Source organism: Citrobacter sp. Cpo012, from assembly GCF_030333015.1.
In the GTDB taxonomy this organism is placed as follows: domain Bacteria; phylum Pseudomonadota; class Gammaproteobacteria; order Enterobacterales; family Enterobacteriaceae; genus Citrobacter; species Citrobacter portucalensis.
On record NZ_JAOWGR010000033.1, the window covers coordinates 60,010 to 76,218 of the forward strand.

Genomic DNA, 16,209 nt, shown 5'->3' on the forward strand with positions numbered 1-16,209 from the left:
TACCCCTTACTGCGCCTGCACACGCAGCTCTGCTGCGCTACGACTACGGTGACCCAACAGTGCTTTCACATCACTGGATTTTGGTTTTACCAGCGCGAATTTCGCCGAGAATGCTGGCCAGTTAGCCAGGATCTCTTCGCCGTGTGAAGAGCCGGTATGCTGTACGTGCTCGGTAATCAAACCGCGCAGGTGTTCCTCGTGGATAGCCAGCGAGTCCACGTTCAGCACTTCTACCAGTTCCGGGTTCACGCGTTTGCGGAACTCACCGTCTTCGTCGAGCACGTAGGCGAATCCACCCGTCATACCCGCTCCGAAATTGACGCCCGTTTTTCCGAGAATACAGACGATGCCGCCGGTCATATATTCGCAGCCGTTGTCGCCAATACCTTCAACCACGGTGATTGCGCCGGAGTTACGTACTGCAAAGCGCTCACCTGCACGACCCGCGGCAAACAGGCGGCCACCGGTGGCGCCATACAGACAGGTGTTACCAATGATGCTCGCCTCATGGCTACGGAAAGCAGAGCCAACCGGAGGACGCACTGCCAGCAGACCGCCCGCCATACCTTTACCGACATAGTCGTTGGCATCACCGGTCAGATACAACTCCACGCCGCCCGCGTTCCACACGCCGAAGCTCTGGCCTGCGGTACCGCTGAAGTGCGCTTTGATTGGGTCAGACGCCAGCCCCTGATCGCCATGCGTTTGCGCGATATAGCCCGACAGCGACGCGCCAACGGAACGGTCGGTGTTGCGGATATCGAACCAGAAGGTTTTACTCTGGCGCTCGTCGACAAACGGTTTCGCTTGCTGTAACAACTGAGCGTTCAGCACGCCGTTATCAAACGGCGGGTTGTTCTCGGTGCAATGCAGCGCTTTACCCGGATGCGGTTCGGCGGTTTCCAGCAGACGAGACAGCTCCAGTTTCTGTTGCTTGGCGGTAAACCCTTCCAGCTCTTTGAGCAGGTCGGTACGACCAATCAGATCCACCAGACGCTTCACACCCAGTTGCGCCATCAGCTCACGGACTTCGCGGGCGATAAATTCAAAGTAGTTAGTCACTTTGAACGGCAGGCCGTGATAGTGATTCTTACGCAGTTTGTCATCCTGAGTCGCCACGCCGGTTGCGCAGTTGTTCAGGTGGCAAATACGCAGGTATTTACAGCCCAGCGCCACCATTGGACCGGTACCGAAGCCGAAGCTTTCCGCACCCAGAATCGCCGCTTTAATGATATCGACACCGGTTTTCAGACCGCCATCAACCTGCAGACGAATCTTGTGACGCAGACCGTTAGCGACCAGCGCCTGCTGGGTTTCCACCAGACCGAGTTCCCACGGGCAGCCCGCATATTTCACCGAGGAGAGCGGGCTTGCGCCTGTACCGCCATCGTAGCCAGCAATGGTGATCAGGTCCGCATAGGCTTTCGCCACGCCTGTGGCGATGGTGCCAACGCCTGGTTCGGAAACCAGCTTCACGGAGATCATCGCTTTCGGGTTGACCTGTTTGAGGTCGAAAATCAGCTGCGCTAAGTCTTCGATAGAGTAAATATCGTGGTGCGGCGGCGGGGAGATCAGCGTCACGCCCGGTACCGAATAGCGCAGTTTGGCGATGTACGGGGTGACTTTATCACCCGGTAACTGACCGCCTTCGCCAGGTTTCGCGCCCTGAGCGACTTTAATCTGGATGACATCGGCGTTGACCAGATACGCCGGGGTTACGCCAAAGCGACCGGAAGCAACCTGCTTAATGCGCGACACTTTATTGGTGCCATAGCGCGCCGGGTCTTCACCGCCTTCACCGGAGTTCGAGTTGCCGCCGATGCTGTTCATGGCTTCGGCCAGCGCTTCGTGTGCTTCGGGGCTTAATGCGCCGATGGACATAGCTGCGGTATCGAAGCGTTTAAACAGTTCGGTTGCGGGTTCTACTTCGCTAATGCTTACGGCTTCATCGCCAGGCGTAATCGCCAGCAGATCGCGCAGCGTGGCCGCCGGACGCTCATTGACCAGCTTGGCATATTCCTGATAGTCGCTGTACTCGCCGCTTTGTACCGCCTGTTGCAGCGTGCGCACCACGTCCGGGTTGTAGGCATGGTATTCGCCGCCGTGGACGTATTTGAGCAAACCGCCCTGGCTGATAGGTTTACGTGCCAGCCATGCATGTTTGGAGAGGTTTAGCAGATCCTGCTGGAAGTCGCTAAACCCTGCGCCGCTAATACGGCTGACCACGCCCTGGAAGCACAGCGCCACGACATCATCGTGCAGACCAACCGCTTCAAACAGCTTCGAGCAGCGGTAAGAGGCGATGGTCGAAATGCCCATTTTGGACATGATTTTGTACAGACCTTTGTTGATGCCGTTACGGTAGTTCAGCATCACGGTCCGGTAATCTTTGGCAATCGCCTGAGTGTCGATCAGCCGTCCCAGCGTTTCATACGCGAGATACGGGTAAATGGCCGTCGCGCCAAAGCCGAGCAGGACAGCAAAATGGTGCGGGTCGCGGGCGCTGGCGGTTTCAACGATGATGTTGGCGTCGCAACGCAGGCTTTGTTCTACAAGGCGCGTTTGCACTGCGCCCACGGCCATCGGTGCCGGAACCGGCAGGCGGTTTTTCGCGATGTTACGGTCAGAGAGCACCAGCAGCACCGTACCGTTACGCACCATCTGTTCCGCCTTATCGCACAATGCCTTGACGGTCTCTTCGAGGGTGGTTTCGGTCACATCGAAGGTGATATCCAGGCGGTCGGCGCGGTAATGCTCCTCTTTCATGGTGGTGAGCTGGGTGAAATCGGAGTACAGCAGGATCGGCGATTTAAAGCTCAGGCGGTGTGCCTGACCTTCGGCTTCGCAGAAGACGTTCATCTCACGACCGATGCTGGTGGCCAGCGACATAACGTGCGCTTCACGCAGCGGGTCGATCGGCGGGTTAGTCACCTGCGCGAACTGCTGGCGGAAGTAGTCATAAATGATGCGCGGCTGGCTGGACAGCACGGCAAACGGGGTATCATCACCCATTGAGCCGACCGCTTCCTGACCATTTTCGCCGAGCACGCGGATCACGGAATCCAGCTCTTCGGCGCTGTAGTTAAACTGTTTCTGATAGCTGGCGAGCGTGTCATCGTCCAGTTCGCGGCTGCCGACCTGATCGTCTGCGAGGTCTTCGAACGGCACCAGACGGCGGACGTTCTTCTCCATCCACTCTTTGTACGGATGGCGGCTTTTCAGATCGTCATCGGTTTCGGCGGAGTGCAGAATGCGCCCGCTGCGGGTATCGATAACCATCAGCTCGCCAGGGCCGACGCGACCTTTCTCAACCACTTCATCCGGCTGATAATCCCAGATCCCAACTTCAGAGGCGCAGGTAATCAGCTTGTCTTTGGTGATGACGTAGCGCGCCGGGCGCAGGCCGTTTCGGTCAAGGTTACAGGCGGCAAAGCGGCCGTCGGACATAACAATGCCCGCCGGGCCATCCCACGGCTCCATGTGCATGGAGTTAAAGTCAAAGAACGCGCGCAGCTCCGGGTCCATATCCGGGTTGTTCTGCCAGGCCGGCGGCACCAGTAAACGCATGGCACGGATAATGTCCATCCCGCCAGCCAGCAGCAGTTCCAGCATGTTATCCATTGAGCTGGAGTCGGAGCCGGTTTCGTTAACGAACGGTGCGGCGTCGTGCAGGTCAGGGATCAGCGGTGTCTGGAATTTATAGGTACGTGCGCGTGCCCACTGGCGGTTGCCGGTGATGGTGTTGATTTCACCGTTATGCGCAAGGTAGCGGAACGGTTGCGCCAGCGGCCAGCGCGGTACGGTATTGGTGGAGAAGCGCTGGTGGAACAGGCAGATGGCCGATTCCAGACGCAGGTCCGCCAGGTCCAGGTAAAAGCGCGGCAGATCCGCCGGCATACACAGACCTTTATAGATATTGACCAGGTTCGACAAGCTACACACGTAGAAGTCTTTATCGTCCTGGAGGCGTTTTTCGATGCGACGGCGCGCGATGAACAGGCGGCGCTCCATATCACGCGGACGCCAGCCCGCAGGGGCGTTGACAAAAATTTGCTCGATACGAGGCAGGGAGGAGAGGGCGATTTCACCGAGAACACCTTCGTTGGTCGGCACGTCGCGCCAGCCGACAATCGACAGGGTCTCCTGCTGTAATTCTTCTTCGACAATGCGACGAGAAGCCGCAGCCAGTTCAGCGTCTTTATTTAAAAAGATCATGCCGACGGCGTAGTTTTTAGCTAAACGCCAGCCGCGCTCTTGCGCCACGATGCGGAAAAAGCGGTCAGGTTTTTGTAACAGCAAACCGCAACCATCGCCGGTTTTACCATCGGCTAGAATTGCGCCACGGTGCTGCATGCGGGCCAGTGCGTGTATGGCGGTACGCACTACCTTGTGGCTAGGTTCGCCTTCTATGTGGGCGATCAGGCCGAAACCACAGTTATCCCTCTCAAGGGATTTATCGTACAACATATCAGTGAACCTCCCCAGGCTCTGCGGGATTCCCATCTGGACCGTTGCGCACGGGCACACCAAGAGCATGGCGACGGGGTTTGCGTGTCATGCGCTTACCTCGCATTCGCCCTCTTTATCCTTTTCGCATAGGTCAAACAAGTTTGAGGACTTGCTTCAGAGGGAATCTCAATTACTGCATAAATATGATGAGCAGGCTGCTCATCCAGAAAGCTTCCAGCGGATTTCCACGTTATCGGGAATCCACACACAGGTCAAATGGCAATCTTATTTATGCAAAAATGTGCTATAGGGCGATTAACTTTATGAATATGTTGAAATTTAAGGCTTTTTTACATTGATTTAACGCAAGGAGAATGGAGAGCGAAGTGTGATCTGTCTCACTGTCAGAAAGGCTGTATATCCCCCGTCCTCCCTTTGTTTATCGCTATGCTTGGCATTTTATGCTGGTTTTTGGAGTTTTGGCGTCTTAAAGATACTGTTTTTATGCTGAGAGTATAAGAAGATAAAAAAAACAGTCGGATATAAGGAAAAGTAATTTCATTTTTAATGAATGAAATTTCGATTATTTTGATTTGTTATGCAATGAATAAAGGCACGCCAGGGCGATTGATCCAGGTCATCGCCGACTGGGGCAAAAAATGGCAGGCTTTGGCCTCTTTTCAAGGCGCGGTCTACCAGATTATGCAGTTACAGAAATTAGTCAATATGTTTGGTGGGGATCTTTCTCGCCGTTACGGGCAAAAGGTTCATAAACTCACGCTTCACGGCGGCTTTAGCTGTCCAAATCGTGATGGCACCATCGGACGTGGTGGATGTACTTTCTGCAATGTCGCCTCGTTTGCCGATGAAGCACAGCAGCACCATTCTATTGCCGAGCAGCTTGAGCATCAGGCGCATCTGGTCAATCGCGCGAAACGCTATCTGGCCTATTTCCAGGCCTATACCAGCACCTTTGCTGAAGTGCAGGTGCTGCGTTCGATGTATCAGCAGGCGGTTAGCCAGGCCAGTATCGTCGGGTTATGCGTTGGGACGCGCCCCGACTGCGTGCCGGATGCGGTACTCGATCTGCTTTGCGAGTATAAAGACCTCGGCTATGAGGTATGGCTGGAGCTCGGTTTGCAAACCGCGCATGACAAAACCCTGCATCGTATTAACCGCGGCCATGATTTTGCCTGCTACCAACGCACTACGCGACTGGCACGCGAGCGTGGGCTGAAAGTGTGCTCGCACCTGATTGTCGGTCTGCCGGGAGAAGGGCAGGCAGAATGCCTGCAAACCATGGAACGTGTAGTGGAGACGGGTGTTGACGGTATTAAGCTGCACCCGCTGCATATTGTGAAAGGCAGTACGATGGCGAAAGCCTGGGAAGCCGGGCGGCTGAACGGAATTGAACTGGACGACTATACGGTTACCGCCGGGGAGATGATCCGTCATACGCCGCCAGAGGTGATTTATCATCGAATTTCCGCCAGCGCGCGCCGCCCAACTCTGTTGGCACCGCTATGGTGTGAAAACCGCTGGACCGGCATGGTCGAACTGGATAAGTACCTTAACAAGTACGGTGTGCAAGGCTCGGCGCTCGGTACGCCATGGGTGCGGCCTGAGAACTAACTCTTCGTAGGCTGGATAAGGCAAAGCCGACATCCGGCAATCTGCGCCTGCTTGCCTGATGGCGCGTTGCTTATCAGGCCTACGATGGCCTCTCCGCGGTCATTTCACCGATAACCTCCGCATTTCTTGCACAATCTTCAACGTCACGCTGAGAATTGAGTATTATTGTGCCAAGTTGTCGTGAAGGAACCCTCTATGAAGCAAATCCGTATGCTGGCGCAATATTACGTCGACCTGATGATGAAGTTAGGTCTGGTGCGCTTTTCGCTGCTGTTGGCGCTGGCTCTGGTCGTGTTGGCAATTGTGGTGCAGATGGCTGTCACCATGGTGCTGCATGGCCAGGTAGAAAGCATTGATGTCATCCGTTCTATCTTTTTTGGTCTGTTAATTACCCCCTGGGCCGTCTATTTCTTGTCTGTGGTGGTGGAGCAACTTGAGGAGTCCCGGCAACGCCTGTCACGACTGGTACAAAAGCTGGAAGAGATGCGCGAGCGCGATCTCAAGCTCAATGTGCAGCTGAAAGATAATATTGCCCAGCTCAATCAGGAAATTGTTGAGCGTGAAAAAGCCGAAGCAGAGCGCCAGGAAACATTCGAGCAACTGAAGGTTGAAATCAAAGAGCGCGAAGAGGCGCAGATCCAGCTTGAGCAACAGTCTTCCTTTTTACGCTCTTTCCTTGATGCCTCGCCGGATCTGGTTTTTTATCGCAATGAAGATAAGGAGTTTTCCGGCTGTAACCGTGCCATGGAGCTGCTGACTGGCAAAAGCGAAAAGCAGCTGGTGAACTTAAAACCGGCTGACGTTTACTCTCCTGAAGCGGCTGAAAAGGTGATTGAGACCGACGAGAAGGTGTTCCGTCATAATGTTTCGCTCACCTACGAACAGTGGCTGGACTACCCGGACGGGCGCAAAGCCTGCTTTGAAATTCGCAAAGTGCCTTACTATGACCGCGTAGGTAAACGACATGGTCTGATGGGCTTTGGGCGCGATATTACCGAGCGTAAGCGTTATCAGGACGCGCTTGAGCGCGCCAGCCGCGATAAGACCACCTTTATTTCTACCATCAGCCACGAGCTGCGCACCCCGCTTAACGGCATTGTCGGCTTAAGCCGGATCCTGCTGGATACGGATCTAACCGCGGAGCAGGAAAAATACCTGAAAACAATCCACGTCTCTGCTGTGACGCTGGGGAATATTTTCAACGATATTATCGACATGGATAAGATGGAGCGACGTAAAGTCCAGCTCGATAACCAGCCGATCGATTTCACCAGCTTTATGGCGGATCTGGAAAACCTCTCTGGCCTACAGGCGCAGCAAAAGGGGCTGCGTTTTGTGCTTGAGCCGACGTTACCGCTGCCGCATAAGGTCATTACCGACGGAACGCGTCTGCGTCAGATCCTGTGGAATCTGATCAGCAACGCCGTGAAGTTTACCCAGCAGGGGCAGGTGATCGTGCGGGCGCGCTATGACCAGGGGAATATGCTGCATTTCGAAGTTGAAGATTCCGGCATCGGCATTCCGCAGGATGAGCAGGATAAAATCTTCGCTATGTATTATCAGGTGAAGGACAGCAACGGCGGTAAACCGGCAACGGGGACAGGGATTGGTTTGGCCGTGTCGAAGCGTCTGGCGAAAAACATGGGCGGTGATATTACGGTTTCCAGCCAGGCAGGAAAAGGGTCCATCTTTACGCTAACCGTGCATGCCCCCGCGGTAGCGGAAGAGATTGAAGATGCTTTTGAAGACGATGAAATGCCGCTGCCAGCCCTGAATGTGCTGCTGGTAGAAGACATTGAGCTGAACGTTATTGTTGCGCGCTCCGTGCTGGAAAAATTAGGCAACAGCGTGGATGTCGCGATGACCGGGAAAGCCGCGCTGGAAATGTTTACGCCGGGTGAATATGACCTGGTGCTGCTGGATATTCAGCTACCGGATATGACCGGTCTGGATATCTCGCGGGAGCTCACGCAAAAATACGCCCGTGAAGATCTGCCACCGCTGGTTGCACTCACCGCCAACGTACTGAAAGATAAAAAAGAGTATCTGGACGCAGGCATGGACGACGTGCTGAGTAAGCCGCTGTCGGTTCCGGCGCTAACCGCCATGATCAAAAAATACTGGGATACCCGAAACGAAGAGGAGAGCACTGTGACATCTGAAGAAAGCAGTAAATCGCAAGCGCTGTTAGATATTCCTATGTTGGAACAATACCTCGAGCTGGTGGGACCGAAGTTAATTACCGACGGGCTGGCGGTATTTGAGAAGATGATGCCGGGATATTTGAGCGTGCTGGAGTCCAACCTGACGGCACGGGATAAAAAAGGTGTTGTTGAGGAAGGCCATAAAATTAAAGGCGCAGCAGGTTCAGTGGGGCTGCGTCACCTGCAACAGCTAGGTCAGCAAATCCAGTCGCCGGATCTTCCTGCTTGGGAAGATAACGTTGCTGAATGGATTGAAGAGATGAAGCAGGAGTGGCAGCACGACGTGGCAGTATTAAAAGCCTGGGTGGCGAGCGTGGAAAAAAAATGACCCCGGCTTGACCGGGGTGCGCGAATACTGCGCCAACACCAGGGAAATCGTGGCTGCGCCGTAAATTATTATCATTGTTTACAAGGGCGCAGCCCTAATTTTCAGGCCGCACGCAGTTAAGATAGCAAATCTTAAATAATTTGTTACATGAATCAGTTAAATGTGTGAAGCGTAGCATTTAAATCATAATAACTAATATGTTTCAGCCAGTTGAGAAAGGAGTATTGCGATGAAAAAAGTGGGTGTAGTGCTCAGCGGATGCGGCGTGTATGACGGTGCAGAGATCCATGAAACTGTTCTCACGCTTCTGGCGATTGCCCGCAACGGCGCTCAGGCTGTCTGTTTCGCACCTGATAAACAACAAGCGGATGTGATTAATCATCTGACCGGCGAGTCGATGCTGGAAACTCGCAATGTGCTGATTGAAGCCGCGCGTATCACACGTGGTGATATTCGCCCACTTGCGCAGGCAGTCTCATCGGAACTGGATGCGTTGATCGTGCCGGGTGGGTTTGGTGCGGCCAAAAATCTGAGCAATTTTGCCAGTCAGGGCAGCGAATGCCGGGTTGACAGCGATTTAGCCGCGCTGGCGGTGGCCATGCATCAGGCGGGTAAGCCGTTGGGGTTTATGTGCATTGCGCCTGCCATGTTACCTAAAATTTTTGACTTCCCGCTGCGTCTGACCATCGGCACTGATATCGACACGGCAGAGGTGCTGGAAGAGATGGGCGCTGAGCATGTGCCTTGTCCGGTTGATGACATTGTCGTCGATGAAGACAACAAAATCGTCACCACGCCTGCCTATATGCTGGCGCAGGACATCGCTCAGGCTGCGAGTGGCATCGATAAACTGGTATCGCGTGTGCTGGTGCTGACTGAATGAGAAAAGGAGTAACCGCCTTTCTGCGACGTATTTTTCTGCGGGTGGTGGTTGTCCTCGCCGTATTCTGGGGCGGGGGCATCGCACTTTTCAGCGTGATGCCTGTGCCTTTCTCGGCGGTAATGGTCGAGCGACAGCTGGGCGCATGGCTGTCCGGTGATTTCGGCTATGTGGCGCACTCGGACTGGGTGAGCATGGATGAGATCTCACCGTGGATGGGACTGGCGGTGATTGCTGCGGAGGACCAGAAGTTTCCAGACCACTGGGGGTTTGACGTCACCGCCATAGAGAAAGCGCTGGCGCACAATGAACGCAATGAAAACCGCATTCGCGGGGCGTCGACGTTATCGCAACAGACGGCGAAAAACCTCTTTTTGTGGGATGGACGTAGCTGGGTGCGTAAGGGCCTTGAAGCCGGGCTAACGCTGGGTATGGAAACCGTCTGGAGTAAGAAACGTATTCTGACCGTCTATTTGAATATCGCCGAGTTTGGCGATGGGATATTTGGCGTGGAGGCGGCGGCGCAACGGTATTTTCATAAACCGGCCAGTCGGTTGAGCCTGTCTGAAGCGGCCTTGCTGGCGGCAGTATTGCCCAATCCTTTGCGTTTTAAGGCGAATGCGCCTTCTGGTTATGTGCGTAACCGCCAGGCTTGGATTATGCGCCAAATGCGCCAGTTAGGTGGTGAGTCGTTTATGCGGGAAAATAAGCTGTATTAGCGTAGTTATTGCCGGATGCGGCGTAAACGCCTTATCCGGCCTACTGGCTACGTTCTGTGTACTCGATTAATCTTCATCAAACCCTGAATTAAACAGGGCAATCACTGCGGCCAGGGCTTCTACTTCCTGTGGTCCCGTGGCTTCGACTTCTATCTGACGCCCTTTGGCTGAATCCAGCATCAGCAGAGCGATAACGCTGTTGGCCTCGGCTTCCGTTCCTTCATCATTACGCAGCAAAACTTCTGCTTCGAAACCCTGCATCAATTCAAACAGTTTCATCGCTGGGCGGGCATGCATGCCCAGCTTATTGGTGATTTCAACGGTTTGCTTCACGGTCATGATTTACGTTTTTCCAGCGTACGATGGCGTGACTGCACGTTTTTACCGCGTGAGCGGAAGTAGTCTGCCAGCTGCTCAGCAATATACACCGAACGGTGTTTCCCGCCGGTACAGCCGATGGCTACGGTAAGGTAGCTACGGTTGTTGGTCTCCAGCATGGGTAACCATAGCTCAAGATAGCTGCGAGTCTGGTAAATAAAATTGTGTACTTCTGTGTGCCTGTCGAGGAATGCGGCGACGGGGCGGTCAAGACCGGTCATTGGGCGCAGCTTTGGATCCCAGTGTGGGTTAGGCAGAAAGCGCACGTCAAAGACGTAATCCGCATCAATCGGGATACCGTGTTTGAAACCAAAGGATTCGAATACCATCGTCAATTCACGTTCACGTTTACCCAGCAGTCGGGTACGTAACATTTCCGCCAGTTCGTGTACGGACATTTCGGAGGTATCAACGATCAGGTCAGCGCGAGAGCGCAGTGGCTCCAGCAAATCGCTTTCCTTATCGATAGCGCTTTCCAGAGACAAGTTCTTGCTGGAGAGCGGGTGTAAACGGCGCGTGTCACTGTAGCGACGAATCAGCGTGTTACGGTCTGCATCAAGGAACAGCAGCTGTGGTGAGAAACCCTCGGGCAGATTATTCATTGCCTGCTCAAAAATTTCCGGGGACTCAGGCATGTTGCGCACATCAATGCTGACGGCCGCAGAAATCTGGCGATCGGCCAGTGTACGAGCCAGATCGGGCAACAGCACTACGGGAAGGTTATCCACGCAGTAAAAACCCATATCTTCCAGCGCACGCAGGGCGACAGATTTACCTGACCCTGAACGGCCGCTGACGATCATCAGTACCATGTACTGTTTCTCCTCACAACGACAAAAAAGGATGCCATTGGGTTGTTATGCTTCATCCTGTCCACCTTCGGTGTCCGTGATGATTTGATACAATTCCTGGTCACTCTGCGCAGCGCGCAGACGACGACAGATGGTTTTATCTGCCAGACGTTTTGCGACCAGTGACAACGTATGCAAATGCGTCTTGGTTTGGTCTGCCGGGACCAGCAGGGCGAAAAGCAGATCGACAGGTTGATTATCAATGGCGTCGAAGGCGATGGGTGTTTCGAGTTGAACAAACACACCAACCGCGCGCATCGTGTCTTCTTCCAGCTTTCCGTGCGGGATAGCAATACCATTACCGATGCCGGTACTGCCCATTTTTTCACGCGTCAGAATGGCTTCAAATACCACCTGAGAAGGCAGGCTAAGCTGTTTTGCCGCAAGTTCGCTGATGATTTCCAGTGCGCGTTTCTTGCTTTGGCAGTGAACGCCTGCGCGTGTACATTCCTGGTTAAGAACAGTGCTCAGTTGTAGAGTCGTATCGTTATTTGTCATAATTTCACCTAAGCGCTAACTGTACAAATGGCCCGTTGTGCTACACAACAGGCCGTCCTGCACCCGCTAACTGCCCGGACAAGTTAGTGCTGTTTCAGTTTATCTTTATGTTTTGTTAACTGCCGAGCCAGTTTATCAATTAAACCGTCAATGGCGGCGTACATATCCTGACCTTCCGCGCTGGCATGAATTTCGCCACCGTTCACATGCAGTGTTGCATCCGAGATATGTGTAACCTTCTCCACTTTCAACACAATATAGACCTGATTAATCCGGTCGAAATATTGTTCGAGCTTGGCAAATTTTGTATTCACAAAATCGCGCAGGGCTTCGGTGATTTCGACGTTGTTTCCAGTGATGTTGAGCTGCATAGTGTCTTCCTTATCGGTTGGGTCACACCAGCTGTTTGCGCTGGTTAGACGGCGGAATGGATAAAGACTCTCGGTACTTCGCAACGGTGCGGCGTGCCACCATGATACCCTGTTCTGACAGCATAGAGGTTAACTTGCTGTCACTCAGCGGTTTCGCGGGGTTTTCCGCAGCAATTAATTTCTTCACCAGCGCACGGATAGCTGTGGATGAGGCTTCACCTCCGCCTTCAGTGTTAACGTGACTGGAAAAGAAATACTTCAATTCAAAAATGCCGCGCGGACTGTGCAGATACTTTTGCGTGGTCACACGGGAAATGGTCGATTCGTGCATCTCGACGGCCTGGGCGATATCCGCCAGCACCATCGGTTTCATATACTCTTCGCCTTGCTCAAAGAAAGCTTGCTGCTGCTCAACGATGCAGCGGCTGACGCGCAGCAACGTATCATTGCGGCTTTCCAGGCTTTTAATCAGCCACTTCGCATCTTGCAGATTGCTACGAATAAACTGGCTGTCGGCATCGTTGCGCGCGCTATTGCACATGGCGGCGTAGTGCTGGTTAATCTGTAAACGAGGAATGCTGTCGCCGTTGAGTTCGACCACCCAGCGATCGTTATGCTTACGCACCAGCACATCCGGAATAACGTACTCCGGCTCGCCGGTCTGGATCGATTGCCCAGGTCTTGGATCCAGCGACTGAATAAGATTGACGGCTTCTTTCAGCACGTCTTCTTTCAGCCGGGTCACGCGCATCAGGGTGCGGAAGTCATGGTTGGCTAACAGATCGAGGTGATCGCTGATGATCAGACGCGCTTCTTCCAGCCACGGTGTGGCTTTATCAAACTGCGAAAGTTGGATCAGTAAGCAGTCACGGAGATCTTTGGCGGCCACGCCAACGGGATCAAAGCGCTGAACGCGTTTAAGCACAGCTTCGATTTCGTCCATACCGACGTCGTCATCGCCCATGCTTTCGAGAATATCGTCCAGGGTCACGGTGAGATAACCGGTTTCGTCTACCGCATCTACAATGGATGTCGCAATGGCGCGATCGGTATCCGAGAACGGAGTCAGTTCCACTTGCCAAATCAGGTAATCCTGTAGTGATTGCGTGGTCTCACCCTGATACACAGGCAGTTCGTCGTCGATGTAATCTCCGCTGGTGCCCGAAGGCGTCCCGGCGGTGTAAATTTCATCCCAACTGGCGTCAAGCGGCAACTCCTCAGGCATCTCTTTTTGTTCGAGAGCATCTGCGGTGTCGAGGGTTTCGCTGTCCTGTTTTTCCTGGGTATCAATTTCGTCGTGAAGATCGGTTTGCTCGAGCAGTGGGTTACTTTCCAGCGCTTGCTGAAGTTCTTGCTGAAGTTCCAGCGTGGACAGCTGCAACAGACGGATAGCCTGTTGTAGCTGAGGCGTCATCGCCAGTTGTTGGCTAAGCCTGAGTTGCAAACCTTGCTTCATGTTCAGAGTTGTTTTCTCCTGCAGTGACGTGAAGTCTTCTACCCTATCAGAGTCTGAAGTCTTCCCCAAGGTATACGCGCTTAACGTGCTCATCCTGCAGTATTTCTGTTGGCGTGCCGTGCGCGATCAGGTGTCCCTGACTTACGATATAGGCGCGCTCACACACTGCCAGCGTTTCGCGGACGTTATGGTCGGTAATCAGCACGCCAAGGCCGCTGTCGCGCAGGTGTTCGATGATCCGTTTAATATCAATAACAGAAATCGGGTCAACACCGGCAAACGGTTCATCCAGCAGGATAAATTTCGGATTAGCGGCCAGTGCGCGAGCGATCTCCACGCGGCGTCGTTCACCACCGGAGAGCGACTGACCTAAGCTGTCACGCAGGTGCTCGATGTGGAATTCTTCCATCAGCTCGTTGGCCCGATCTTCCCGCTGCTCGCTGGTCAGATCGTCACGAATTTGCAGTACCGCCATCAGGTTATCAAACACGCTCAGGCGACGGAAAATCGATGCTTCCTGCGGTAAGTAGCCGATGCCGCGACGCGCGCGCGCATGCAGAGGCAGCAGACTGATGTCTTCGTCATCAATGATAATGTTACCCGCATCGCGCGGGACAATGCCGACTACCATGTAAAAGGTTGTTGTCTTGCCTGCACCGTTAGGACCGAGCAGACCGACGATCTCCCCGGAGTTGACGGTCAGACTGACATCTTCAACCACACGACGGCCTTTATAGGCTTTTGCAAGGTTCTTTGCAGTTAATGTTGCCATAACGAATCAGTTACCTTTTTTCTCTGCCGGAGCCTTGTTTTTGTCCTGCAACTGCGACGGAACCAGAACGGTGGTGACGCGTTTGCCTTTATCGCTGAAGGCCTGCATTTTCTGCTCTTTTACCAGATAAGTGATCTTATCGCCCGTGATGTTGCTATCGAGCTGTTCCAGATACGCCTTGCCGGTGAGAACGACAAAGTCTTTCGCCAGTTCATAGTGCATCTGAGAGGCGTGGCCTTTAACCGGTTTACCGTTGTCCTGCATCTGGTAAAACGTCGCTGGATTGCCATAGCCATCAATCACTTCTTTGCCGTCTTCACCGCCAGGACGGGTCACGACGACTTTATCGGCGTTAATTTTGATGGTGCCCTGAGTCACAATCACGTTGCCAGTAAACGTCACCACGTTGCCCTGCATATCCAGGGACTGCTGGTCCGATTCAATGTGAATCGGCTGCTCGGTATCGCCGGTGACGGCAAATGCCGGAATGCTGGCGGCCAGAAGTGAGCTGGCAAGTACAAGATTAAGGCTGAGTTTGTTTGTTTTGGATTTCATATGAGGTTCTAACCTTTTCAATCAGCTCGGCGTTCTTGCTGCGTAAGTTGCCGCGCATCTTCAGTCCGCTGGAGTTAAATGTTGTGCCATACAACGTCACCAGATCATCGGAAGTGACGTCTTGTGTCACCAGGTTAATCTGCGCGTTATCGGTCGTAATTCTGCGTAGTTGAGAGTCAGGCACCAGGGCGTTAACCTCAACATGGCCGTACAGATACAGCATCCGATCGTTGGTCAATTTGGCTTTGTCGGCCTTGATCGTCCAGGTCGGTACTTTATCCTTATCAAACGTGGTTAATACTGGTTGAGTAAACCACGAAACCGCTTGTTCCGAATAATATTCAACGTGTTGTGCGATCAAGTGATAGCTCAGCGCGCCTTCCGGACTATACACGACGGTATCAGTATGTTCGCTCTTATAGGTTGGCTCGTTGTTATTGACGACGACCTGAGTGGTGTCATCTTTGTCTGCCAGATTAATACCAATCATCACAAGGACAGCCAGCGACAGTAGAATGATAACCCAACGTCTGGTTTTGCTCATATCGATTGCCCTTTGGCCTCGTCCAGTTTGCCCTGCGCCAGGAGTAATAAATCGCAGACTTCACGCACAGCGCCACGTCCCCCATCAATGTGGGTGACATAATCAGCTCGCGGGATCAGCAAAGGGTGGGCATCTGCCACCGCGACGCTTAATCCCACTTTAGCCATCACCGGCCAGTCGATCAGGTCATCGCCAACGTAGGCGACATTCTTCGGCGCGATCGCCAGTTTGCTAAGGAGATCGCCAAAGGCAACCAGTTTGTCTGACTGCCCCTGATACAGGTGGGTGATCCCCAAAGTGGCACAGCGATCTTCTACAAGTTTAGCCTTTCGTCCGGTAATAATGGCAACCTCAATACCGGAAGTGAGCGCACAGCGAATTCCGTAACCATCACGGACGTTAAAAGCCTTCAGCTCTTCACCGTTGTTGCCCATATAAATCAGACCATCAGACAGTACGCCATCCACATCCAGGATCAGCAAACGGATGTTTTCTGCCCGGGTGATAACGTCTGCGCTGACGGGTCCATAACAGGTCGCAAGCGACGCACCTGCTTTACTCATTTTCGTTAT

At 53.4% G+C, this 16,209-nt stretch carries 14 protein-coding genes; 4 read left to right on the plus strand and 10 right to left on the minus strand.

All coding sequences use genetic code 11. From position 1 onward, the window contains the following. Positions 1–6 precede the first annotated feature (6 nt). Positions 7–4,467 (minus strand): glutamate synthase large subunit, encoded by a 4,461-nt coding sequence (gene gltB / locus OGX90_RS04570; protein WP_020996357.1) that lies wholly within the window; start codon positions 4,465–4,467, stop codon positions 7–9. Between the two features lie 684 nt (positions 4,468–5,151). Between gltB and mnmL the strand changes: the two genes are divergently transcribed. The 4 genes from mnmL to mtgA all read left to right on the plus strand — a co-directional run bounded on the left by mnmL (position 5,152) and on the right by mtgA (position 10,212). Then, entirely contained in the window at positions 5,152–6,081 is a 930-nt protein-coding gene (gene mnmL / locus OGX90_RS04575; RefSeq protein ID WP_286623318.1) for a tRNA modification radical SAM protein MnmL/YtqA, read from the plus strand. 195 nt (positions 6,082–6,276) lie between these two features. Beyond that, complete coding sequence (arcB, locus tag OGX90_RS04580; RefSeq protein WP_286623250.1) at positions 6,277–8,613, plus strand: aerobic respiration two-component sensor histidine kinase ArcB; 2,337 nt, start codon at positions 6,277–6,279, stop codon at positions 8,611–8,613. Between the two features lie 229 nt (positions 8,614–8,842). After that, positions 8,843–9,496, plus strand: coding sequence for an isoprenoid biosynthesis glyoxalase ElbB (gene elbB, locus OGX90_RS04585; protein ID WP_048236855.1), 654 nt, complete (start codon positions 8,843–8,845; stop codon positions 9,494–9,496). Beyond that, positions 9,493–10,212, plus strand: coding sequence for a monofunctional biosynthetic peptidoglycan transglycosylase (gene mtgA / locus OGX90_RS04590; protein WP_003828772.1), 720 nt, complete (start codon positions 9,493–9,495; stop codon positions 10,210–10,212). The genes elbB and mtgA overlap by 4 nt, the downstream gene beginning before the upstream one ends. 66 nt (positions 10,213–10,278) lie before the next feature. Here mtgA and npr read toward each other — a convergent pair whose 3' ends face one another. From npr to kdsC, 9 genes are all read right to left on the minus strand, one after another. After that, on the minus strand, positions 10,279–10,551 hold the full coding sequence (gene npr / locus OGX90_RS04595; protein ID WP_003828770.1) for a PTS phosphocarrier protein NPr: 273 nt from the start codon (positions 10,549–10,551) through the stop codon (positions 10,279–10,281). Continuing rightward, positions 10,548–11,402 (minus strand): RNase adapter RapZ, encoded by an 855-nt coding sequence (gene rapZ, locus OGX90_RS04600; protein WP_003025085.1) that lies wholly within the window; start codon positions 11,400–11,402, stop codon positions 10,548–10,550. Before rapZ ends, npr begins: the two co-directional genes overlap by 4 nt. Positions 11,403–11,447: 45 nt before the next feature. Next, complete coding sequence (ptsN, locus tag OGX90_RS04605) at positions 11,448–11,939, minus strand: PTS IIA-like nitrogen regulatory protein PtsN (protein ID WP_003025083.1); 492 nt, start codon at positions 11,937–11,939, stop codon at positions 11,448–11,450. Positions 11,940–12,022: 83 nt separating this feature from the next. Further along, entirely contained in the window at positions 12,023–12,310 is a 288-nt protein-coding gene (gene hpf, locus OGX90_RS04610; protein WP_003025078.1) for a ribosome hibernation promoting factor, read from the minus strand. A gap of 22 nt (positions 12,311–12,332) precedes the next feature. Next, positions 12,333–13,766, minus strand: a complete 1,434-nt coding sequence (gene rpoN / locus OGX90_RS04615; RefSeq protein WP_286623252.1) for an RNA polymerase factor sigma-54 — start codon at positions 13,764–13,766, stop codon at positions 12,333–12,335. 46 nt (positions 13,767–13,812) lie between these two features. Further along, positions 13,813–14,538 (minus strand): LPS export ABC transporter ATP-binding protein, encoded by a 726-nt coding sequence (lptB, locus tag OGX90_RS04620; RefSeq protein ID WP_003828761.1) that lies wholly within the window; start codon positions 14,536–14,538, stop codon positions 13,813–13,815. Between the two features lie 6 nt (positions 14,539–14,544). Next, positions 14,545–15,093: a lipopolysaccharide ABC transporter substrate-binding protein LptA gene (lptA, locus tag OGX90_RS04625; RefSeq protein ID WP_003828759.1), complete on the minus strand. Its 549-nt coding sequence runs from the start codon at positions 15,091–15,093 to the stop codon at positions 14,545–14,547. Beyond that, on the minus strand, positions 15,062–15,637 hold the full coding sequence (lptC, locus tag OGX90_RS04630) for an LPS export ABC transporter periplasmic protein LptC (RefSeq protein ID WP_008785932.1): 576 nt from the start codon (positions 15,635–15,637) through the stop codon (positions 15,062–15,064). Before lptC ends, lptA begins: the two co-directional genes overlap by 32 nt. After that, positions 15,634–16,200: a 3-deoxy-manno-octulosonate-8-phosphatase KdsC gene (gene kdsC, locus OGX90_RS04635; protein WP_286623255.1), complete on the minus strand. Its 567-nt coding sequence runs from the start codon at positions 16,198–16,200 to the stop codon at positions 15,634–15,636. The genes lptC and kdsC overlap by 4 nt, the downstream gene beginning before the upstream one ends. Positions 16,201–16,209: the final 9 nt, after the last annotated feature.